This is a genomic window from Megamonas hypermegale (assembly GCF_900187035.1).
Lineage (GTDB): Bacteria > Bacillota > Negativicutes > Selenomonadales > Selenomonadaceae > Megamonas > Megamonas hypermegale.
Window position 1 is genome coordinate 509,983 of record NZ_LT906446.1, and the last position, 22,896, is coordinate 532,878.

Below are 22,896 nucleotides of genomic sequence, written 5' to 3' on the forward strand. Positions count from 1 at the left end.
GTTGTCACATATTATGTTATGCGACAGCCTTTTTATTTTTAAGTATTAAATTTCAAGATTTTTGCCAATCAAGCCGATACAACCACCATTTTTAGCTGGTTTACTTTCAGAATGACAAATAAGCCATTTATTTCTAGCGAATAAAAGACGATTTTCACCTGTAGCATCTGTTGGTTTTGTTTCAAGTGGTAAGTTAGTATCTTTGATTAAAACTATACCACAACGGAATTCTTCATTATTTTCGCGAGATGGTGCGAAATGAAGTGTAGTTGCATATAATTCTACAGCTGTACCAGCAGGAATGAAGAATTGTTCTATTTTTTCTGTTTCATAAGTATTATTTGCATAATTGATATCTTGTTGACAACCAAGCATTAAAATAAGGTCAGTTGCAGCAATGTCAATTTCAGAACAACGATGATATTCAACAGCATTTAATTTATTATTGCGACCATTGCAATAACCAAATTCAATTGGAACATCACCATAAACTTCTTTTTGTAGCTGTGTAAACAATGGTAATTGTTCAAAATCAGGGTCAGATGCTTTATATACTGTTCCTTCCATAACAGTATCTTTTTTCATCATTACTTCTACAAATTCTTTTGTATCTAAATCAAGAATTCTGCCATATTTTTTAAAGCTTTCATCTGTAACTTTTTTCATAATAAAAAACCTCACAATAAAATATCTTTAAATCATTAAGCCTTTTTCTGTTTGATGTTTATATAAGCAATAATCATATCAGCAGCTTCTTCTAAAGACATTTTGCTAGTATTTATAATGCAATCGTAGTTTTTAGGTTCTCCCCAAATTCTGCCAGTATGATATTTATAATATTCAGCACGTTTTTTATCTTCAGCATTAAGTTGTTTTAGAGTTTTGCCGTTATAAGCAGTTTTTCCACGGTTTTCTCTATAATCATCATCAGCATAGATAAAGAAAGAATAATGGTTTGGTTCTTCACTTAAAATATAATCAGCGCAACGACCTAAAATAACACAAGAACCATCATTTACTAATTGATGAATTACTTTTGATTCAGCGAAAAATAATTCTGTATTTACATTAGGGCCAGCATGAGAACCAAAAGCATAAAATGGCATAAATCCTGATGATAACGGTAATACTTTATTTTCTAATTCATGCAAGGATTGTTCATTTAAGTCACCAATACCAAGCAAAGCAGCTGCCATATGAATTATTTGTCTGTCATATAATTTAACTCCAAGCTTTTTAGCCAGAATTTCACTTAATTCACGGCCACCACTACCGTATTGTCTACTAATAGTTATAACAGTATTATTATTCATAATATCTCCTTCTATTTAATTAAAATTGAAGTTCAAGCTGTCCAAAGAATTTACTTGCATCTTTATCAGTGGAAATATCTTTACCATCAAAATATTTTAAAGTTGCTAATACATTTTCTACTGGTACGAATTCAACACCAAATTCGATACCTTTTTGGTCAGCCCATACACCTTTATAAACAGGAGCAATTGAAGCCATAGCACCTACATAACGATATGCTACAAAAGCATCCCAAGAACCAGGGTCTTTTGTATCAAATGCTTTATAAGTAAGTTCAACATTATAAGCTTTGGATTCATCGCCTTTAACTAAACCGTATTTATCATATCCATCGCCGTTAGTGTTTTCAGCATATTGAGCAGCTAATTTAACATTATCATCGAATTTATAACCAAGGCCAACAAACCAGAGATTTAATTCATCAGCATTAAAATCACGGCTGCTTAAACCATTTGGGAATCCTGGGAATGCTTGATTTCCGATAACGGATTTTTTATAATAATCGTCAAATAAATACCATTCTGCTTGAGCAGTCCATTTATCTTGATTATATTTAAATTGTACAGAATAGTAATCAGCTGTTGTTTCATCCATATCTGGATTGCTAGCACTTCTATCAGTGTTAAAACGACCAGCTTGAAGAGTTGTTCTGAAAACGTCGCTGCCAAAGCTTGCTTCTGCACCAGCAACTTTATCATCGAGTAACATACCGTTCATTGGTAAGATAGGATATTTACCGAGTTTCCAATGAGCGCCAAGTCCATCACCTTCAACCCATGCTCTATCTACAGTTGTATCAAAATTGTCATCATCATTTAAAGTAGTTAAATATTCTACACGGGAATGAGCCATCCATCCTGTATTGCCAATATAAGCATGTGGTTCTAAACGATATAATAAATTGTGTTCGCTTGCATTGCCTGTACTTTTATCAACGTCAGTGTAACGATATCTTACTGTACCTGTCCATGTTACATTATCAGATTTTTTTTCTAAGTCTGCTACACGAACACCTAAGTTATCAAGTTCTTCAGCAAATTCAGAAGCTAATTTATCTACTGTAGCTTTATCAGCTTTATCTAAATCAGTTTTAGTCATAGCACGTGCTACAATTTGAGCCATTTCATAACGTGTCATGGTATTTTGACCTTGAAAAGTTCCATCAGGATAACCATCAATAACGCCATCAGCAGCTAATTGAGCTACGGCATCATATGCCCAACTATCTTTTGGAACATCACTAAAAGGATTTGAAGCAGCTAATGCTGTACCAGCTACAGTTGTACTTAATAAAGCTGTTATAATTGCAGATGTTAATAAATGTTTATTCATCAAAATTTCTCCCAATATTACAATTTATTTTATATATTCTCAATATTATAAACCATTCAACTTAAATAAAATTAAATTAATTGCTGGAAGCAGTCTATAAAAATAAACTGCTTCCAATTTATATTTATACCATTAGTAACAATAATATTAATTAATAATTTTTAACTTCTTTGAATAAATCTGCCCATTTACTATTCTTACGGAAGAATACAGGAGGTTTACCAATAGGTGCATCTATTGTCATACTTTGTCCACCGCAAATTTCTTGGTCATTCCATATATTTATCCAAGTTTCTCCTGCTGGTAAATATACTTGCCATTCTTTAACATCTTTCTGCCAAACAGGTGCTACAAGCATATCTGGACCGAACATGTATTCTGTTTGCATATCGTATGTTTTAATATCATTTTCAAAATGAACAAATAATGGACGCTGAACAGGATAGCCTTTTTGACTTGCTTCTTCAGATAAAGCTTTTAAATATGGTTTTAAATGACGATGAATTTTTGTCATTCTTGCAAGATGTGCCATTGTTCCTGCATCTTGGTCAAATTGGAAGTTTTCATATGGACGGTTACATTCATGTGTTCTCATCATAGATGTAAATACAGCCATATCTACCCAGCGGTCAAATAATTCTTTAGTACGGCGATTACCAAACAGACTTGTATAACCACCGATATCACTGTGATGATATGCATTGCCTAAGAGACCAGAAGAAAGTGCACCGCAGATAACAGTAACTAAACCATCATGACGAGAAAAATCTACAGATTGGTCGCCTGCCCAAAGCATTGGACAATATTTTTGAGTTCCTGCTCCACCGGCACGCATGAAGAATGTAACTTCATCAGTTAAACCTCTTTCAGCAACACCTTTAGCATTTACTTCAGCCCAAAGTGCTGGCCAAGCATTATGCATTATTTTAGCATCTACACCATTTGAAAGATAAACATCATCTGTAGGTAAATATTCGCCAAAATCAGCCATCCAACCACGAACACCAAAATCAAGCATATTTTTTTGAATGATTTCTTCTTTGAACCATTCTGCTGCTTCTGGATTAGTGAAGTCAACTATACCACAGTAAAATTCACCGAAATCTACAAGTGCTGTTTCACCTTTAGAATTTTTAGCAAAATAGCCTCTTTCTTCAGCAATTGGATATAAATCTCCATCAGTACAAAGATATGGACATGCATATGCTAAGAAACGAATACCTCTTTTTTCAAGTTCTTTGATTTTTTTATCTAAATTAGGATAACGTTTCTTACCCCATTTCCAATCCCAGAAGTTTCTTGTACCAAAAGATGTTTCTCTTACGCCGGCCCAATCTTCGCTCCATACACCAGCAACTGGAATACCATGATTTATAGCATTTTCCATGCGAGAGAAAGTATTTTCTTCTCCACCTTTTAATCCTAAGATAACACCATCATATAACCAATCTGGTAATTTTGGTTGTTTACCAAATCTATCGCTTAACTGTTCAATAATACCTAAGAATGTATCTGCTGTGAAGAATTCTATGGATTCAGGAATTTCCCAGATTTGTAATTCATGAAAAGCTTCATTTCTAAAATCGAAATCAGCATAAGCTGTACTATTTACATTGCAAGCATATTTTCTGGAAGATACAAAAGTTGGTTGTGGATAATTAGTGTGATAATAGTCGCCACCAGCTTTATTATATTTGTCGGACAAAAATGTTATTTCTGTTGTTTTATCACGACCAACACCTGGTTCTGAAGTCCAAAGAGGAAAATGTCTGCCACGTAAATTGAAATATGACATTTGTTCGCCGCAGCCCCATACAAATTCTTCTTTTTCTGCAGGAACTCTAATCCAGATACGATTTAATGCTTTATCATAAGATTGAATTTTAATTTTAGCATAATTATCTTTTAATTCTGCTGTTAATTCAAGTTCTGGTTTAGAATCTGGACAAGCAGATAATAAAATTTTACCATTTTCTTCTTTAGCTATTTTTAAAGGATATCTTTCTATTACGTAATCTTCGATATCGAAATTACCGCGATAAATATCCATTTTTTCTTTACCTTTACCAACAAAAATAGCTGGAGCTTCTTCTGTATGAGTAAAAATAACTTTGCCGTTTTCTACTACAGAAAAGCCATTTTTTAAGTAATTTATTTCCATTTATTTACCTCCTTTTTTATTATGCTTTAAAATTAAGACTATTAGTAAGTTCTGTAAATATAACACCTAAAGCATATGCACCAGCATCAGGGTAACCGATACTTCTTTCGCCTACAGTACCAGCTCTTCCCATACGTGCTACGATTTCTTTAGTTTTATCTGCACCTTCAACAGCTGCTTTAGCACCATTTTCAAAAGCATTTTGCATATTGCAGTTGTATTTTACAGCTTCTTTCCACATATCAGCGCAAGGAACTAATGCATCAATTAAAGTTTTATCTCCAACGACAGCTCCTCTACCGAAAGCACGTTTACCAACATCTTGTATACCATCTACAGCACCTTGCATCATTTGTGCAAATTCAGCTACAGAAATTTCTTGTTTTCCTTCACAGCGTTTGCCAGCAGTTTTAAATGCAAATCCCCAAACAGGACCAGAAGCACCACCACAATATTCCATGATAACCATAGAGCAAGCTTCTAAGAAGGAACCGATATCTTTTGCTTGAGCTAAAACTTCATGCCATTGGCGTTTTAATTCTTTGAACCCTTTAGCAACACTCATACCAAAGTCTCCATCACCTGCATGAGAGTCTAATTCACAGAATGGAACTTCGTTTTTAATGATAATTTCGCTCATTTTATCAACAATATATATCATATTATTTAATGAAATTTTATTGTTGTATACATCAGCATAACTTGAATCAGTTTCTACATTGAAAGATACTTCTTTAGCGTTGTTGTTTTCGTTTATAGCTAAGATGTCTTGAATATTTACATCTTGTTCATCAGCAGAAATTTTTAAAGATGGTGCATCTACTTCTGCTACTAAATAAGATTTTAATTCATCATCTAATTTTAAAATTGAAACGGAAGCACCAGCCATATCAATACTTGTCATGTAATTACCAATGATAATACGAACTGGTTTTATATTTTTAGCAGCTAATTCTTTAGTTACAGCATAGTTCATTAAATTGAGTTCCATTAAAGGTGTTGCACCGAAACCATTTACTAAAACTGCTACTTCATCATTTTCTGCTAATTTTAAGTCTTTAGAAATAGCGTCTACAATTCTTGCAGATAATTCATCTGCTGTAGAAATTTTTTCACGTTTAATACCAGGTTCTCCGTGAATACCTACACCAAATTCAATTTCATCTTCGTTAATATCAAAAGTAGGTGTTCCTTTAGCTGGTACAGTACAAGAAGTAAGTGCAAAACCTAAGCTTCTTACATTATCAGCAGCTTTTTGTGCGATGCGTTTTACTTCAGGTAAATCAAGACCTTTTTCTGCAGCTGCACCTGCAATTTTGTGTACAAATACAGTTCCAGCAACACCACGACGGCCTACAGTATATAAGCTATCTTGTACAGCGATATCATCTTCAACTTTTACATAATCAACTTTTATGCCGTCCATTTCTGCTAAGTATGCACCGCTTTGGAAGTTCATCATGTCGCCACTGTAATTTTTAATAATTAACAATGTGCCTTTATCGCTTTTTGTAGATTTAATAGCTTGATAAACTTGTACTTGTGAAGGAGATGCAAAAACATCTCCACACACAGCTGCATCAAGCATACCTTTGCCGACAAATCCAGCATGAGCTGGTTCGTGACCGCTACCGCCACCACTGATTAAGCTTACTTTATTTTTATTTATATTTTTTTTCTTTACTATTTTATATTTATCGATAAATTCAAGAGTAGGGTTAGCTAAAACGAAACCTCTACACATTTCTTTTACGACTGTTTCTGGTTTATTAATTATTTTTTTCATAAAATCTATCCTTATTATTTAGACATTTTGCTTAATTTATAATCTTTACCAACTTTATCTGCTGTAATAATTGCTGCAGCAACTTCTTCAATAGTAATAGGGAATGGCATAGAATGAATGGATTCTTCAGGAATGCAAGATTTTTCAGCTACTTGCATTAATTCTTCATCAGTAATTGTATCTACACCGATATCTTCGAGACATACAGGAAGGCCAACAGCTAAGCAGAAATCAAGAACTTCATAAAGTTCTTCTTTTGGAGCATTTTCTAAAACGAGTTGAATAATAGTACCAAAAGCAACTTTTTCACCATGCATATATTTATGGCTACCTTCAAGAATAGTTAAACCATCATGAATAGCATGTGCAGCTGCTAAACCGCCACTTTCAAAACCAATGCCAGATAAAAGAACATTTGTTTCAATTATATTTTCTAAAGCTTGAGTTACTTTATTGCATTCGCAAGCTTGTTTTGCTTTTACGCCGTTTTCTAATAACATTTCATAGCAAGTTTTAGCAAAGATAAATGCTGCGTTTGTGGATTTTGCTGGACCACAAAGACCTTCACGATAACCGCAAGGAAGACCAGCATTTACATTAGCAAAAGCTCTAGTAGTTGCGCGTGCTTCAAAATAAGTAGAAAGTGCATCACCCATACCAGAAACAAGGAAACGAACAGGAGCATTAGCAATAACTGTAGTATCAATTAAAATAACACTTGGGCTTTGTTTGAAATATGCATAATCATCAAAAGCTCCATCTGGTGTATATAATACTGCAGAATGGCTAGTAGGAGCATCTGTTGCTACGATTGTTGGAACGATAATTAATGCATCGCCTTGAGCTACGCATTTAGCTGTATCAATAGCTTTACCGCCACCAAGGCCGATAGTACAATCACATTTATTTTCTTTAGCTACTTCTTGAAGTCTTGCAACTTCTTGGCGAGAACATTGACCACAGAAGGAGCTAGTAACAAATTTTACTCCAAATTTTTCAGCTGTTTTATCAAGTTTATCTTGAACACGTGCAATATCATCAGGATGAGCAATAAGTAATGCTGTTTTTCCATAAGTGGATACAAAGTAACCTAAATTTAAAAGTTCATTTTCACCTTGAACATATTTTGTAGGACAAATAAATGCTTTTCTCATTATAAAATACCTTCTTTTTTATTATTTAATAATTTTATAAACAGCTACGCAGTCTTCCATACCATAACCAGCTTCATCAGCTTTTTCAAAATAAGATTTAGCAAGTTTTGTAAAAGCTGCATCGAATCCCCAAGCATCACCCATTTCACAACCGAGGCGAACATCTTTGAGTGCAAGTTTTACACCAAAACGATTTGCATAATCTCCTGCAAGCATTAATGGTCCTCTCATATGAAGTTGTGCGGAATCTGCACCAGTATCAGCTAATAATTTTTGGAATAATTCTCCATCAATACCAGCTTTTTCACAAAGACGCATACCTTCAGATAAAACAGCGAGGTCTGTCATACCTACCATATTACTGATTAACTTAAAAGCATAAGCTTGTTTAGCACCGCCCATATAATATACAGGAGAACCTACAATTTCTAAAATTTCTTTTACTTTTTCAAAAGTTTCTTTTTTACCACCAGCAAAAATTGGTTGTTCAGCTTTTTCTGCTTGTGCAGGGCCTTTACCAAGTGGGCAACCCATAAAGCCAATACCTTTTTGTGCTGCAAAATTTTCTAATTCTTCTGCTGTTTGTGGGTCAATTGTGCTTACATCAATATAAACACTACCAGGTTTCATTTTGCTTAATAAACCATTTTCGCCGAGCATTGTAGATTTAATATGTGCTGGCATAGGAAGGCTTGTAAATACAACGTCACAATCAGCTAAATCATCAGCAGAGTTAGCGCCAACTCCTGTAGTACCAGCAGCTAATGTTCTTTCAATATGTTCTTTATTCAAATCAAATGCGATAACTTCTTTACCTGCACGAATTAAATTTCTAGCTAAAGGACCACCCATTAAGCCTAATCCGATATAACCAATTTTCATGATATTTTTCTCCTTCGAAATATATTTTCTAAAGTTAATAATTGAGTATTAATTTATGATTTTTAGATTATTGATTTGGAGTAATATTGTTGTTTACTAATTATTGCAAATAAATTATTTTTATAATTGTTCAGTTAACTTATAACTTATTTATTAATATTTGAAAAGTCGTATTTTGAGAAGTTTACACATAATTTCAATTTCTTTTGTAATATCTCCATATACAACTACAAAATGAGGTTCCCAACCATCATTAACGAATTTTTTAACATATTCAGCAGCTTTGCCACCTTGTGGTTTTACTGTTACAGATGTACCATAGAATTTTTGAGGTTCGTCTAATGCTTCACCTTTATACATAAACATTCTATAGCCGTTTTGGTCTTTGCCTAATCTTATTACAGTTACTTCACCAGATTTTAAACCAAAATCCATAACAGGGCCGATTTTACGATTAGGATGAACACCGAGTTTTGCACCGCAAGATTTATTAGCTAAAGTACTAGCACCAGCACCGCAATGCCAATATACAATGCTATCGCATTCTTCATCGATTGCTACAGGGTCACCGAAATATGTTGCTTGTTCAGTAAGCTTACTACCGATAAACATGCTGATTGCTCCACCAATATCTGTTTCGCAAGATGCTGCAATATTATTATCGTTTAAGATGGATAATACAGCGCAAACAGGAGCACCAAAACCAGTGAAGAAATCTGGCCAACAACGAGATGCTAAAGCACCAATATTGTTTTCATCAACAAAAGTTTTAAATGCTTTGTGTAAACGAGCATATTTTTCCATATTTTCATCTGGAATATTTGTATTGATTGTGCAAGCATTTAATTCAGCTAAATCTTCAGCAACTTCTTCTTTTGTATAATTTTTAGCCATGTCCATAATAGCAGCAGCTTCAATACGAGCAACACGACTACCTAAAGTACCGATTAAATCTGTTTCATTTACATTACCAAAACCAAATCCTGCTGGTTGATTGCCTACTACACCAATAATTAATTCTTTTAAAGAATTTATTAAAGTAATTGCTTTATTGTATTTTGTTAAGCTTTCAACAACACTGTCTTCATCAGGATTGCCAAAAATAAAATCAAAATCTCTATTTTGTGTATATACACTATTTCCTGCAGAAAAAGCACCTGTTAATGAATTTAATTTTAATCGTGTACCATCAATAGAAGGTTCTCTTGTAGCCCAAATGAGTACAGGACATTTAGATTTACGCATGATTTCATACATAAATTCAGAACCTATAAATGTTGTACATTGATAAATGATTAAATCTGGTTCGGAAACTTCATCTAGATATTTACTTAAATCAGATGGTTCAGTAATTAAACTATCTGGAACTTTGATATTTTCAAAAATATTTTTTAAAAGCTGTACAGATTTAGAAAAATTTTCTTCTGCACTAGGCATATAAAATGTAGTTCTAGCAAGAGGAACGAAAACTGCTTTAATTGCCATAATATATACACTCCTTTTTTTATGAAATTTTAGTTTATGTCATCCAAAGATAAATAGTTATCTTTAAATTCTCCAGTAATTGGTACTAACCAATCAATGAAATCTTTTGTAACTTGTTTTGTTGTTACATCATAGAATTCAACTGGAACTTTCTTTTCTTTTCCACCAACATCGCTTAATGCAATGGTGTAATAGTCGACATTATTATCAGATAATGCAACCATTTCTGATTTATGACCATCCATTAATGCTGATATAGTTACAAAACCTATTTTATAAGCACGTTCTTCATCAACAGTAGAACGTAATGCACCGAAACATCTCTGAGCCATAGTAAGGTTTTGAGCTCTAGCTTTTAGTCCTAATTTTTCATGTACTAAATTTGCTAAATAAGTTGAAGCACCATCAAATGTTTTATTAGCTTGTTTTACATCAGCAAAAGGATTTTCACCGATGGAACAACCATTTTTGTCATGAATGCCTTCACCAACAACTGCTACGACAAAACCTTTTTCTTCATAAACTCGTTTTACTTCAGATAAAAATTCATTTTCGTCAAAATCATATTCTGGTAGATAAATTAAATGTGGAGCACCATCTGCTTTTCTTTTTGCTAAAGCACTAGCTGCTGCTAACCAACCTACGCTACGTCCCATAACTTCCATAATTCTGACTTGTTCAAATGTTTTCATTGATTCTAAATCAATGCTTATATCTCTAACAGCTTGAGCGATATATTTAGCAGCACTACCAAATCCAGGACTGTATTCAATACCAAACATATCATTATCTACAGTTTTTGGAGAACCAATAACTGTTAAATTTATATTTTGTTTTTCAGCTGATTCGCTGATTACTTTAGCGGCGTACATTGTACCATTACCGCCAATCATAATTAAGGTATCAATACCTTTTTCCTGTAATTTTTGAGGAATAGCTGCAAAAATTTCTGCTGTTAAAAACATACGACTAGAACCTAAAAACATCGCTGGAGTATTTCTAAGTCTAGTTAATTCATCATTTGTCAAATTAGACAAATCGATAATTTTATCTTTTAATAACCCTTCAAATCCATTTAATAAACCATAGATTTTTAATTTATTTTTTTGTGTATTGTCTATAATACCAGCTAGTGTAGAATTTATAACAGCACTACAACCACCAGTTTGGACAACTGCTATTTTTTCAATTTTATTGACATTAGCTGCCATCTTAGATTAACCTCATTCTATTTAAATCAAACTTTTATTTTAAATTATTTTTCCAATCTTGTGCAAAGAATGTAAGATTTTCTTCTACTGTTTTAGCAACAGCTGCTTTTGCTTTTTGTGGAGCACCGATGAAATCATAAGCTTCTTTATTTTCCATGTGTACTGCTGTGAATGTGTCCATGAAAGAACGTTTTATTTCTGTACCGATATTAACTTTTTTAACACCTAAATCAATACATTTAGCAAACTGTTCTTTAGAAAGACCTGTTCCTCCATGTAAAACAAGTGGAGTATCGATTAATTTAGCAGTTTCTTCTAATACTTCATAATGTAAATGAGGAACACCTTTGTATAAGCCATGAGCATTGCCGATAGAAAGAGCTAAAGCATCTACATTTGTGAGTTTAGCAAATTCAGCAGCATCTTTTGGATTTGTAACCTTAGCATCAGCAACAGCTTCACCATCTTCAATACCAGCCAAAGCACCGATTTCAGCTTCAACAGAAACGCCTACAGCATGAGCTGCTTCTACAACTTTTTTAGTAAGAGCTACGTTTTCTTCAAAAGGTAAATAAGAACCATCAATCATTACAGCACTAAAACCAATTTGAATAGCTTTCATACAAAGTTCAAATGTTTTTGAATGATCAAGAAATACTGCTGCTGGTACTTTAGCTTCTTTAGCCAATTTAACCATGAGAGCACCGATTTCTTCATTACCAGGTTTGCTGAGTACAGCACTACCAATCATGAGAATTACAGGCATATTTACTTTTTCTGCACCTGCAATGATACCTTGAGCACTGAATAAATCATATGTACTGAAAGCTCCTACAGCACCTTTTTCTTTTTGAAGACTTAAAATTTCTTTTAATGATACTAAAGCCATTACAAAAACCTCCTATTTGAGTATTACTTTTTATATTAATATTATATAACGTTTAGAATATATTTTTCAAGATATATTTTATGGTATAGGTTTCCTTATAATTGAATATAAGAGAACCTATACCTATTTATTAAACTAGTATTATCATTGCCATTCTTTATCTATTTGGTTTTTATGCAGAACTATATTATAACGATATCTATCTGCTCTATACACATTATAAGCATATTCAATTGGTGTATCATTTTGATATGTTAATCTTTCCATCAATAAAACAGGCTCACCTTTTTTTATATCTAAGAGCTCAGCTTCTTCTTTAGTAGCAGCTTTAGCAGATATGGTTTCTTCTGCTCTTGTTAATTGAACATTTAAAAACCTATTGGCAATTTCATAAACACCTGTATTAGATAAATCATATTTTGCTAATTCTTTTCCGTATTCTAAAGTCCAAAAACTATTTACATATACGAGTTTTTTATCGTTTATTTTATGGAGCTTTTTTATAAGCATTAATTTATCTTCATTTAAGCGTTTTAACTCTGGAAATTCTTTTAAGACTGCATCGTTTACGATAACTTCTTTTATTTCCAAAATCTCTGCATTTGGTACAAATCCCTTATTCGTCATTTCTTCAAAAAACCCTGTCAAATGCCCTAATTCTTCTGAACTGCACCCCAAAAGTTGGACAAAAAAACAACTTTTGGAGGTGCAGTTTTTTTATGACTAAATACTCAAATGAATTTAAAGTTAAAGCAATTAAAATGGTTTTAAAAGGAGATTCTATTTATCATGTAGCTAAAATTCTAAACATGCCAAATACAGCTTCTCTTCGCAGATGGATATTTCATTATGAAAATGGTGGCATTTCACAACTTCTTCATAAAAATCGTAAATATACTCCTATCTTTAAGCAAAAAGTTATTGAATATAAATGGCTACATCATTTATCATTAAATCAAACAGCAGCCAAATTTTCCATTCCTAATACTGGTACAATTTCTACATGGGAAAAGTTGTATCGTTCTTATGGATTTTCTGGTTTGCTTGCTAAGAAACGAGGTAGACCATCTATGAAAAAATCTAAATCTAAAAATAAGGTTAACAAACCTAAAAAAGAACTTTCTTATGTTGAACAATTGGAACAAGAAAATTATCAATTAAGGATGGAAAATGACCTATTAAAAAAGTGGCATGCCTTAATGAAGCAATGGGAAAAGGAAGGAAGACACTAGTTTTAGTAATTGCTAAATTAAGGAAAAAATATACTCTAAAAGCCCTATTAAACTATACAAAATTAGCTAAAAGCACATATTATGATGCATTAAAAAAATTATCAAAAGAAGACAAATATAAAGGATTAAAAACATTAATTCATAATATTTGTAATAAAAATCATGGAAGATATGGATATAGAAGAGTAACTTTGCAGCTGCATAAACAAGGAATAAAAGTCAATCATAAAGTAGTTATGAGATTGATGAAAGAAGAAAATTTAACATGTAAAGTAAGAGCAAAGAAATATAAATCATATAGAGGGCAAGAAGGGAAAATAGCCAAAAATATATTAAATAGAAATTTCAAAGCATCAAAACCAAACGAAAAATGGGCAACAGATGTAACAGAATTTGCATTATGTAATGAAAAAATATATTTATCACCAATAATAGATTTATATAACGGAGAAATAATAAGTTATAAAATATCGAAAAGACCAATACTAAAGCAAGTATTAGATATGGTAGAAGATGCAACAAGAAAGATAAAAGAAACAAAAGGAATAATTCTACATTCAGACCAAGGATGGCAGTATCAGAATAGAAGATATCAGAAGTTATTAAAAGAAAAAGGCATTATCCAAAGCATGAGCCGAAAAGGAAATTGCTTAGATAATGCCGTAATAGAAAATTTCTTTGGTTTGCTAAAAAGCGAATTATTCTATTTAAAAAAATTTAAATCCGTTGAATATTTTATAAAAGAGTTAAAATCTTATATAAAATATTATAATACAAAACGGATAAAGATAAAACTAAAAGGACTTAGTCCCGTAGAATACAGAACTAAGTCTCAATTAGTAGCTTAATTAATATGTCCAATATTTTGGGTGCATATCATTCTTTTATCGGTTCTTTTTTTATGAAAGTACCTTTTCCAGGTCGTCTTTCAATCCAACCTTCGTTTACTAGTTGTTTAATTGCTCTACGTACGGTAGTTGCACTGACATTATATTTTTCCATGACTTCACGGTCAGTAGGAAATAAATCTCCAATATTCCAAGTACCGCTTTGTATATAATTTCTAAGTTCATTTGCCAACTGATAATGTAATTGAATAGGGGCTGATTTACTAAAAGCCATTGTCAAAATCTCCTTACAACAAAATTAACTATAAAATGATTTCTTATTATGATTACTATACTATTATCTTCTATATAATTTATCTTATTATTTTACCACAAATTTTTGATTAAGATAATTTTATTGTAGGAAAATGTTATTTAGTCCATTGTAATTGTTTTATTTATGCTTGTTGATTTTTTCTTTTTTGTAAATCAAATAATATTTCTCTGAATTTTTGTTCATTTAATTTATAGCAGAAGCCCATAACAATAATTGTTGCGATAGCTAATACACCTGGATAAATGAACATTAAACCTTTAATACCGCCAAGAGCACTTGCGCTTTGTACAGCATTTGGTACATAACCTACTAATGTAAGAACAAGACCAGGAACGAAACCTGCAACAGCCTGGGAACATTTACGGAAGAATGTGAAGAAGGAATAAATGATACCTTCGGCTCTGACGCCAGTTTTCCATTCACCAAATTCTACAGCATCAGCAACGAGTGCCCAGTTTAAGCTGTTTACAAAAGAACTACCAAAGAATGCAACACAAGAGAATACAATAAACATTGTTGGGTCAGTTACAAAAACATAGTTGATGATATCACCAATTGCCCATACTGCACAACCAAACATATAAGTTTGTTTTCTACCGCCAAGCCATTTTACGACTTTAGTTACTAATGCTACACCGATGAATACACATCCAATACTGAAGAAGCCCATATAAGGAATGATAGACATATCATTTAAAATATATTGGCAATAGTAAACTTGTACTGCTAATTTTACGTTAAAAGCAGAGAATGTAAATAAGTTTACAAGGCATAAAACGAGAAGTGGAGTATTTTTTAAGATGGATCTAAAAGCTTTACCTAAATGTACGCGTTCATGTGCTCTATGTTCAATTTGAACATGTTCTTTAATATTTAAAGCACAATATAATGTAGCAAGAACACCAGCAACTGCGAATACACATGCTGCTACAAAGTAACCATGTTCTTCAGTGTCAAACATTAAAACAATTGGCATAAATGCTACAGTTGTAATTAAAAGACCTGTATTGGAACCAGCTTGTCTAAAAGCAGCTAGTTGAGAACGTTCAATTGGGTCTTGTGTCATTGCTGATGCCATAGAGCCAAAAGGAATGTTTACAATACTATAAGATAAACCGAATAACATATAAGAAGCATATGCAAAAATTAATTTTCCAGTAATTGAAAAATCTGGATTAGTGAAACATACTACAGTTAAAAGTGCTAAAGGTATTAAACCATAAATCATAAATGGTCTAAATTTACCAAGTTTTTTACTACCAAATTTACCCGAATCAACAATTGTACCTACTGTCATATCTGCAAAAGCATCGAAAATCTTACTTACGAGGAATATGGAACCTGCCCATACTGCTGGAAGTCCTAATACGTCAGTATAAAATTTCAATAGATAAATTTGCCCTAAATCGAATAAAAAGTTATTACCGACATCGCCTAAGCCGTAAGCTATTTTTTCTTTGAGTTTCAACTTTGTTGTTGATACTGCTTGCCCTAAATCGCCCATTATAAATGAGTCCTCCTTTGAATAAATATTTTATTAATTTTTAAATAGAAATCTAAGAATCAAAGAATTTCTATTTTATAGCTACATTTAAATGTTTCTGATGGTTTTAAGCAGTTGTTACCATCTTTTTGAGAAAAATCTACATGAACATCTTTTTTATCAGCAAGACCTTTCCATGGTTCTATGCAAATAAATGGAGCTCCTTGAGGTTTTGTCCATAAACCTAAGTGGTCAAAATTTTTATAAGAAACTTTTATAGCTTTATTAGATTTTTTACTTTTTAATACAATGCTTTTGGATTGTACATTTTGCATAAAAATAATATCGCGTTTAAATAATTCTTTTGTTACTGGAATTATTTTTTCATTTTGTAAAAAAGGTTCTGTATTATTTGACATAATGCCATTTTCTAAAAAATTACGATATAATGTTTCTTCTTTTTCTAAAATAAATTCATAATCTTCAAAATCATCATTTTTATCCATTGGACAATTATATCCCGTGTGCAATCCAATACCAAAATAAATGTCTTTATCATCTAAATTTTCTACAGAATAAAGAACTTCAACACCATTGGACTGTAAAATATATTCTATTTTTAAGGAAAATTTATATGGATAGATTTTTAAAGTTTCATCGCTATATTTTAATTCATAAATAAAATTATTTTCAGTCTTTTTTAACAAATTAAAATCAAAATCTCTTGCAAATCCATGTACTGTTAAATGATATGGTTTTTTATCAACAGTATAAGTGTCATCATGAACTCTACCTGTAATAGGAAAGCAAATAGGTCCATGCCAATGCCAATATGTGGGGTCACCTTGCCAAATGTACTCTGTACAAGTTCTTTTATCGAATAAACTATGTATTTCAGCACCGTGATTAGATACCGTTAATTCGATATTATCATTTTGCAATTTTGTCATAATATCACACCTTTCGTTTAAATTCTCATAAAACTGACAATTTGTGTAATTCAAACTTACAAGTACATCATACCTTATAAAATAATTTTTGTCAAATATATTTTTAAAGATATATTTAAAAAATTATATTTGACAAGTTATAGATTTTATGTTTATAATTTAAAATATAAAATATATTTTCTGAATAGAGGTGCATATTATGCCAGAGATTACCTCAGATTTGATATTAGCTATTCTCATTGGTTTTGGCTCAACAATGATACAATCATTGACAGGTTTTGGTTTATCTATTGTATCTACACCATTATTTTTAATGGTATATGATCCTAAACAAGTCGTACTCATTCTTCAACTCATCTGTGTTGTAATTAATGTTTTTTTTGCTTTGGCATTATATAAAAATATTGATAAACATTTTTTGTGGATATTATTCATTGGTTCAATAATAGGTCAACCGGTTGGGTTATTTATTTTCCAAATTGCTCCAAATAATACATTAAAATTATTTGTCGGGCTTACAATCTTGATTTTTTTGATTATATCGAATTTAAATCGTAAAGTTATAAAAGAAACAGATAAAAAAACAGCAGTTGCAGGTTTTCTCTCTGGTATATTGACAACAGCTACTAGTATGGGTGGTCCACCGCTTATTTTATATCTTGCTAATGCTAAACGAGATAAAGTTTCTATGCGAGCAACTTGTATAGCATATTTTGCTATAACAAATGTAAGTGCAATCATTATATTTTTAATAGGTAATACAGATTTTTCATTTGCTTTTGAGCAAACTATTTATTTATTACCGTTCTGCTTTGTTGGTTTATGGCTTGGTAATAAATTATTTCCATATCTTTCGCAGAAAATGTTTAATCGTATAATTTTTGTTATGTTGTTATTTTCCTCACTTTACACTTTATATAGTGCAATTTGATGACATATTTACCCCTCTTCATTTAAGAAAAAAAGGCTTAAGTTTAAAACTTAAGCCTTTTTTTCATGCATCGCGTTTTGCGAGGCGTTTACCTTCTTCTAATAATGGTTTTAAGAATTGACCTGTATATGATTTTTTCACTTTGGCTATATCTTCAGGTGTTCCTTTGGCGACTACTGTGCCACCGCGATTGCCACCTTCTGGTCCTAAATCAATTAAATAATCAGCTGTTTTTATGACATCTAAATTATGTTCGATTACAACAACAGTATCTCCGCCATCAACTAATCTTTGCAATACATTTAAAAGTTGGTGAATATCTGCTGTATGCAAACCTGTCGTCGGTTCATCTAAAATATACAGTGTCTTGCCTGTGCTGCGTTTAGCTAGTTCAGTAGCGAGTTTAACCCTTTGTGCTTCCCCACCTGAAAGAGTTGTTGCTGGCTGTCCAAGTTGAATATAACCGAGTCCAACATCTTGAATGACTTTCATATAGCGATAAATCTTCGGTATATTGGCAAAGAAAACAGTCGCTTCATCCACTGTCATATTGAGTACATCAGAAATAGTTTTGCCTTTATATTTTACTTCTAATGTTTCGCGATTGTATCTTGCACCTTTGCAAACTTCACACGGTACATAAACATCTGGCAAAAAGTGCATTTCAATTTTAATGATGCCATCACCATGACAAGCTTCACAGCGACCACCTTTGACATTAAAACTAAAACGACCAGGTTTATAACCTCTGATTTTCGCTTCATTTGTTTGGCTGAACAATTCGCGAATGCTATCGAATACACCTGTATACGTTGCAGGATTAGAACGCGGTGTTCTGCCGATAGGTGATTGGTCTATGTTGATGATTTTATCTATATTTTCAATGCCTTTAATTTCTTTATGTTTACCCGGTTTGCCTTTGCTATTATAGAGCTTTGCAGCTAGACCTTTATATAAAATCTCATTTACTAAAGTGGATTTTCCCGAACCAGAAACGCCTGTAACTACGGTGAATACACCAAGTGGAAATTTTACATTAATATTTTTTAAATTATTTTCTTTTGCTCCGATGACTTCAATGAATTTACCATTGCCGGCGCGACGAGTTTGCGGTACAGGAATGTATTTGCGACGACTGAGATATTGACCTGTAATGGAGTTTAGAGATTTTTTTATTTCTTCCGCCGTTCCTTGTGCTACAACTTCACCGCCACCAGCTCCCGCTTTAGGACCGATATCTATTATATGGTCAGCAGCATACATAGTATCTTCATCGTGTTCAACGACAATTAAAGTATTGCCTAAATCGCGAAGATGTTTGAGCGTTGCAAGCAATCTATTATTATCACGCTGATGTAAACCAATGCTCGGTTCGTCCAAAATATAGAGTACACCGACAAGCCCTGAACCGATTTGTGTAGCTAATCGTATGCGCTGTGCTTCACCGCCTGAAAGTGTGCCAGCTGCTCGTGATAATGTTAAATAATCTAAGCCAACATCGATTAAAAAACCTAATCTCGCATGTACTTCTTTCATTATCTGCTTAGCGATGAGTTGCTCGCGCTCTGTGAATTTTACATTGTGGAAAAATTCATCTGCTTCAGCTATTGTCATATCTGTAACTTCTTTGATATTTTTTCCACCGACAGTAATCGCTAATATTTCTGGTTTTAAGCGTGCGCCCTTACATTTTGGACATGGCGTAGTGCTCATGTACGCTTCATAGCTTTCACGCATCACATCAGAATTTGTTTCTTTATAACGGCGGTTCAACATCGGCATCACGCCTTCAAACGGAGAAAAATATTCTTTGTATTCGTCATACATATTTATATATGAATACTTAAAGCGTTCTTCACCTGTTCCGTTCAACAAATAATCTTGAACTTTTTTATCGATTTCATTCCATGGAGTATCGAGTGTATAGCCGTATTTTTTTAGCACTGCTTCAATCTGTACCATGGCATAAGAAGTCGGACTTTTTGATAATGGAGCAAATAATCCTTGCGATGGACTTAATGTTTTATCTGGCATTACTAAATCAATATCAAATTGCTGATGACTGCCAAGTCCGCTACATTCTGGACAAGCACCATAAGGGCTATTGAAAGAGAACATTCGCGGCGCAATTTCTGGTAAACTTATACCGCAATCAATGCAAGCAAAATTTTGACTGAACATCAATAATTCGCCATCGACAATTTGAACATAGACAATGCCTTGACCGATATCAAGTGCTGTTTCTAATGAATCAGCCAATCGCTGTTGCATGCCATCTTTTACTATGAGGCGGTCAACAACTACTTCAATCGTGTGTTTTTTATTTTTTTCTAAATTAATTTCTTCATTGATATCTACAATTTGACCATCAATGCGTACGCGTACATAACCTTCTTTGCGAATTTGTTCGAGAATTTTTTTATGTTCGCCCTTTTTACCGCGCACAATCTGTGCCATTATCAATAGTTTTGTTCGCTCTGGCAAAGATAAAATATTATCTATCATTTGGTCAACTGTCTGTTGAGTGATAGGCTTACCGCATTTAGGGCAGTGAGGATGACCAACTCTAGCAAATAAAAGACGCAAGTAATCATAAATTTCTGTGACTGTACCAACTGTTGAACGCGGATTATGGCTCGTCGTTTTTTGGTCTATAGAAATAGCTGGTGAGAGGCCTTCGATATAGTCGACATCTGGCTTATCCATTTGACCTAAAAATTGACGGGCATACGCAGATAATGATTCTACATAACGGCGCTGTCCTTCTGCATAAATCGTATCAAAAGCAAGTGAAGATTTTCCACTGCCACTTAAACCTGTTATGACAACGAGTTTATCACGTGGAATTTTTACATCGATGTTTTTTAAATTATGTGCTCTCGCACCTTTTACAAAAATATCTCCTGACAAACGAAAGCCTCCTTTAAATCAATTTAAATATGAACTATATTAATTTAGTAAAATTGTATTTCATTCAAATAAGTGGCAAGCGATATATCTGCCATTTATATTTTTTAATTCGGGATTTTCTTTTTTACATATATCTTTAGCATATGGGCAACGTGTATTAAACGGGCAACCTGTAGGTGGATTTAACGGATTGGGAAGTTCACCCTTTAATTGTATGCGTTGCTTTGTTTTTTCTATTTTAGGGTCTGGTATTGGAATTGCCGATAGTAGTGCTTTTGTATATGGGTGCAGAGGATTTTCATATAAATCTTCTGTCGTAGCCATTTCGACAATTCTGCCGAGATACATTACGGCTACTTTTTGGCTGATATAGCGAACCATTGCCAAATCATGTGCGATAAACAAATAAGTAAGTCCCAAATACTGTTGCAATTCTTCTAATAAATTTATAACTTGAGCTTGAATAGATACATCTAATGCAGAAATCGGTTCATCGCAGATGATGAGCTTAGGCTCACACGCTAAAGCTCTAGCTATGCCAATGCGCTGGCGCTGTCCACCGGAAAATTCATGCGGAAAGCGATTGGCTTGTTCTCGGCTAAGACCTACTAAAGACAATAATTCATGAATACGGCGATTTTTTTCATTTAATGAAGAATATAAATGGTGTATTTCCAGTGGTTCTCCAATTATATCCGCTACTGTCATGCGAGGGTTTAATGAAGCGTATGGGTCTTGAAATATCATTTGAATGTCTTTATGCATTTTATTTTGCTTTGAGATATTTTCACCATTGAAAATCACTTCTCCACTTGTCGGTTTATACAGTCCCATAATCGTTCTGCCTGTTGTCGATTTGCCACAGCCAGATTCGCCTACAAGTCCAAGTGTTTCGCCTTCATCTATATTTAAGCTGACATTATTTACTGCTTTTAAGATTTTTGTTGGTTTGCCCCAAAAAGAACGTTCTACTACAAAATGTTTTGATAGATTTTTTACTTCTAACAGTGCCATCAAGCTTCCCCCTTTGGTGCTAATTCATGCTCTAACCAACATTTTACATAATGATGATTGCCTATCTGTGTAACAGCTGGTATTTGCGCTGCACAAATTCGCATAGCTTTATCACAACGCATGGCAAAAGGGCAAAAATTTATATCTTGTTTTAAATCAGGTGGTTGCCCCTCTATCACCGATAAAGGTTCACCTTTTTTATCGGTAAGGCGTGGCAAAGATTTTAATAAACCTTTTGTGTATGGGTGATGTGTATTGTAAAAAATATCCTCAGCACTGCCGTATTCAACAATTTGACCTGCGTACATCACAGCGATATCATCGCATAAATTAGCAATTACGCCTAAATCATGAGAAATCAATACGATAGCTGTATTCATTTTTCGTTGTAATTGCTTTAATAAATCTAAAATCTGTGCTTGTACTGTAACATCAAGTGCAGTCGTCGGTTCATCAGCTATTAAAAGTTTAGGTTCACACGACAAAGCCATGGCAATCATGACGCGCTGACGCATACCACCACTGAATTGATGCGGATAATCATCAAGGCGTATTTCGGCTGAAGGAATGCCAACTAATTTTAACAATTCAATAGCGCGCTGTCTTGCTTGTTGTTTCGTCAATTTCTTATGCAAAAATAAACTTTCTTGTATTTGCGTACCAATTGTCAAAACAGGATTTAATGAAGTCATCGGGTCTTGAAATATCATGGCAATTTCATTGCCGCGCAATTTATTCATTTCTTTTTCAGATAAATCAGTGATATTTCTATCATTAAATGTAATTTGACCGTGTTCAATCTTGCTGTTTTCGCGTGGCAAAAGACCCATGATAGCGTGTGAGGTGACAGATTTACCGCAACCAGATTCACCTACAATGCCGATGGTTTTCCCTTCATCGACAGAAAAACTTACATCGCGCACTGCTTTTACTTTGCCACGATAAGTGGAAAAAGAAACGGCTAAATTTTTCACTTGCAATAACATAAAATCACCTCA

General features: G+C 33.1%; 20 protein-coding genes. 3 read left to right on the plus strand and 17 right to left on the minus strand.

Features of this window, described 5'->3' with window-relative positions; all coding sequences use genetic code 11:
- Positions 1–45: 45 nt before the first annotated feature.
- The 11 genes from CKV65_RS02440 to CKV65_RS02490 all read right to left on the minus strand — a co-directional run bounded on the left by CKV65_RS02440 (position 46) and on the right by CKV65_RS02490 (position 12,892).
- Positions 46–666 (minus strand): DUF4867 family protein, encoded by a 621-nt coding sequence (locus CKV65_RS02440; RefSeq protein ID WP_027889317.1) that lies wholly within the window; start codon positions 664–666, stop codon positions 46–48.
- A 35-nt stretch (positions 667–701) separates the two neighbouring features.
- Positions 702–1,313, minus strand: coding sequence for a cytidylate kinase-like family protein (locus CKV65_RS02445; protein ID WP_027889318.1), 612 nt, complete (start codon positions 1,311–1,313; stop codon positions 702–704).
- Between the two features lie 19 nt (positions 1,314–1,332).
- Positions 1,333–2,646 (minus strand): S-layer homology domain-containing protein, encoded by a 1,314-nt coding sequence (locus CKV65_RS02450; protein WP_027889319.1) that lies wholly within the window; start codon positions 2,644–2,646, stop codon positions 1,333–1,335.
- Positions 2,647–2,797: 151 nt separating this feature from the next.
- Complete coding sequence (locus CKV65_RS02455) at positions 2,798–4,807, minus strand: alpha-glucosidase (RefSeq protein ID WP_027889320.1); 2,010 nt, start codon at positions 4,805–4,807, stop codon at positions 2,798–2,800.
- Positions 4,808–4,826: 19 nt separating this feature from the next.
- Positions 4,827–6,593: a dihydroxyacetone kinase subunit DhaK gene (dhaK, locus tag CKV65_RS02460; protein WP_071601696.1), complete on the minus strand. Its 1,767-nt coding sequence runs from the start codon at positions 6,591–6,593 to the stop codon at positions 4,827–4,829.
- Positions 6,594–6,607: 14 nt separating this feature from the next.
- Positions 6,608–7,747 carry a glycerol dehydrogenase gene (locus CKV65_RS02465; protein ID WP_027889321.1) on the minus strand — a complete coding sequence of 380 codons (1,140 nt, stop codon included), beginning with the start codon at positions 7,745–7,747 and terminating at the stop codon, positions 6,608–6,610.
- A 21-nt stretch (positions 7,748–7,768) separates the two neighbouring features.
- On the minus strand, positions 7,769–8,671 hold the full coding sequence (locus CKV65_RS02470) for an NAD(P)-dependent oxidoreductase (protein ID WP_331715174.1): 903 nt from the start codon (positions 8,669–8,671) through the stop codon (positions 7,769–7,771).
- A 111-nt stretch (positions 8,672–8,782) separates the two neighbouring features.
- A complete protein-coding gene (locus CKV65_RS02475) occupies positions 8,783–10,114 on the minus strand; it encodes a sugar isomerase (RefSeq protein WP_027889323.1) in 1,332 nt (443 codons plus the stop codon).
- A 29-nt stretch (positions 10,115–10,143) separates the two neighbouring features.
- On the minus strand, positions 10,144–11,325 hold the full coding sequence (locus CKV65_RS02480; RefSeq protein WP_051177556.1) for a diphosphate--fructose-6-phosphate 1-phosphotransferase: 1,182 nt from the start codon (positions 11,323–11,325) through the stop codon (positions 10,144–10,146).
- Between the two features lie 34 nt (positions 11,326–11,359).
- On the minus strand, positions 11,360–12,214 hold the full coding sequence (locus CKV65_RS02485; protein ID WP_027889324.1) for a class II fructose-bisphosphate aldolase: 855 nt from the start codon (positions 12,212–12,214) through the stop codon (positions 11,360–11,362).
- Positions 12,215–12,358: 144 nt separating this feature from the next.
- Positions 12,359–12,892, minus strand: coding sequence for a GntR family transcriptional regulator (locus CKV65_RS02490; RefSeq protein ID WP_231922698.1), 534 nt, complete (start codon positions 12,890–12,892; stop codon positions 12,359–12,361).
- 41 nt (positions 12,893–12,933) lie between these two features.
- Here CKV65_RS02490 and CKV65_RS02495 point away from each other — a divergent pair, with 41 nt between their 5' ends.
- On the plus strand, positions 12,934–13,446 hold the full coding sequence (locus CKV65_RS02495) for a helix-turn-helix domain-containing protein (protein ID WP_095197679.1): 513 nt from the start codon (positions 12,934–12,936) through the stop codon (positions 13,444–13,446).
- Positions 13,401–14,294 carry an IS3 family transposase gene (locus CKV65_RS02500; protein WP_157738442.1) on the plus strand — a complete coding sequence of 298 codons (894 nt, stop codon included), beginning with the start codon at positions 13,401–13,403 and terminating at the stop codon, positions 14,292–14,294. Before CKV65_RS02495 ends, CKV65_RS02500 begins: the two co-directional genes overlap by 46 nt.
- Positions 14,295–14,322: 28 nt before the next feature.
- On the opposite strand, the gene CKV65_RS02505 is transcribed toward CKV65_RS02500, so the two are convergent.
- The 3 genes from CKV65_RS02505 to CKV65_RS02515 form a co-directional block, all read right to left on the minus strand.
- The gene (locus CKV65_RS02505; protein WP_027890827.1) at positions 14,323–14,568 is read right to left on the minus strand and encodes a GntR family transcriptional regulator; all 246 of its coding nucleotides are present in this window, start codon (positions 14,566–14,568) and stop codon (positions 14,323–14,325) included.
- 163 nt (positions 14,569–14,731) lie between these two features.
- Entirely contained in the window at positions 14,732–16,114 is a 1,383-nt protein-coding gene (locus CKV65_RS02510; RefSeq protein ID WP_027890828.1) for a glycoside-pentoside-hexuronide (GPH):cation symporter, read from the minus strand.
- A gap of 59 nt (positions 16,115–16,173) precedes the next feature.
- Positions 16,174–17,043 (minus strand): aldose 1-epimerase family protein, encoded by an 870-nt coding sequence (locus CKV65_RS02515; protein WP_036254984.1) that lies wholly within the window; start codon positions 17,041–17,043, stop codon positions 16,174–16,176.
- Positions 17,044–17,242: 199 nt separating this feature from the next.
- On the opposite strand from CKV65_RS02515, the gene CKV65_RS02520 reads away from it, so the two are divergent.
- Positions 17,243–17,974, plus strand: a complete 732-nt coding sequence (locus CKV65_RS02520) for a sulfite exporter TauE/SafE family protein (RefSeq protein WP_027890830.1) — start codon at positions 17,243–17,245, stop codon at positions 17,972–17,974.
- A 63-nt stretch (positions 17,975–18,037) separates the two neighbouring features.
- Here the strand turns inward: CKV65_RS02520 and uvrA are convergent, their stop codons facing one another.
- From uvrA to CKV65_RS02535, 3 genes are read right to left on the minus strand one after another with little or no spacing between them, the layout of a single operon-like run.
- Positions 18,038–20,884 (minus strand): excinuclease ABC subunit UvrA, encoded by a 2,847-nt coding sequence (gene uvrA / locus CKV65_RS02525; RefSeq protein ID WP_027890831.1) that lies wholly within the window; start codon positions 20,882–20,884, stop codon positions 18,038–18,040.
- A 60-nt stretch (positions 20,885–20,944) separates the two neighbouring features.
- Complete coding sequence (locus tag CKV65_RS02530) at positions 20,945–21,898, minus strand: ABC transporter ATP-binding protein (RefSeq protein WP_027890832.1); 954 nt, start codon at positions 21,896–21,898, stop codon at positions 20,945–20,947.
- Positions 21,898–22,884 (minus strand): ABC transporter ATP-binding protein, encoded by a 987-nt coding sequence (locus tag CKV65_RS02535; RefSeq protein WP_027890833.1) that lies wholly within the window; start codon positions 22,882–22,884, stop codon positions 21,898–21,900. Before CKV65_RS02535 ends, CKV65_RS02530 begins: the two co-directional genes overlap by 1 nt.
- Positions 22,885–22,896 lie beyond the last annotated feature (12 nt).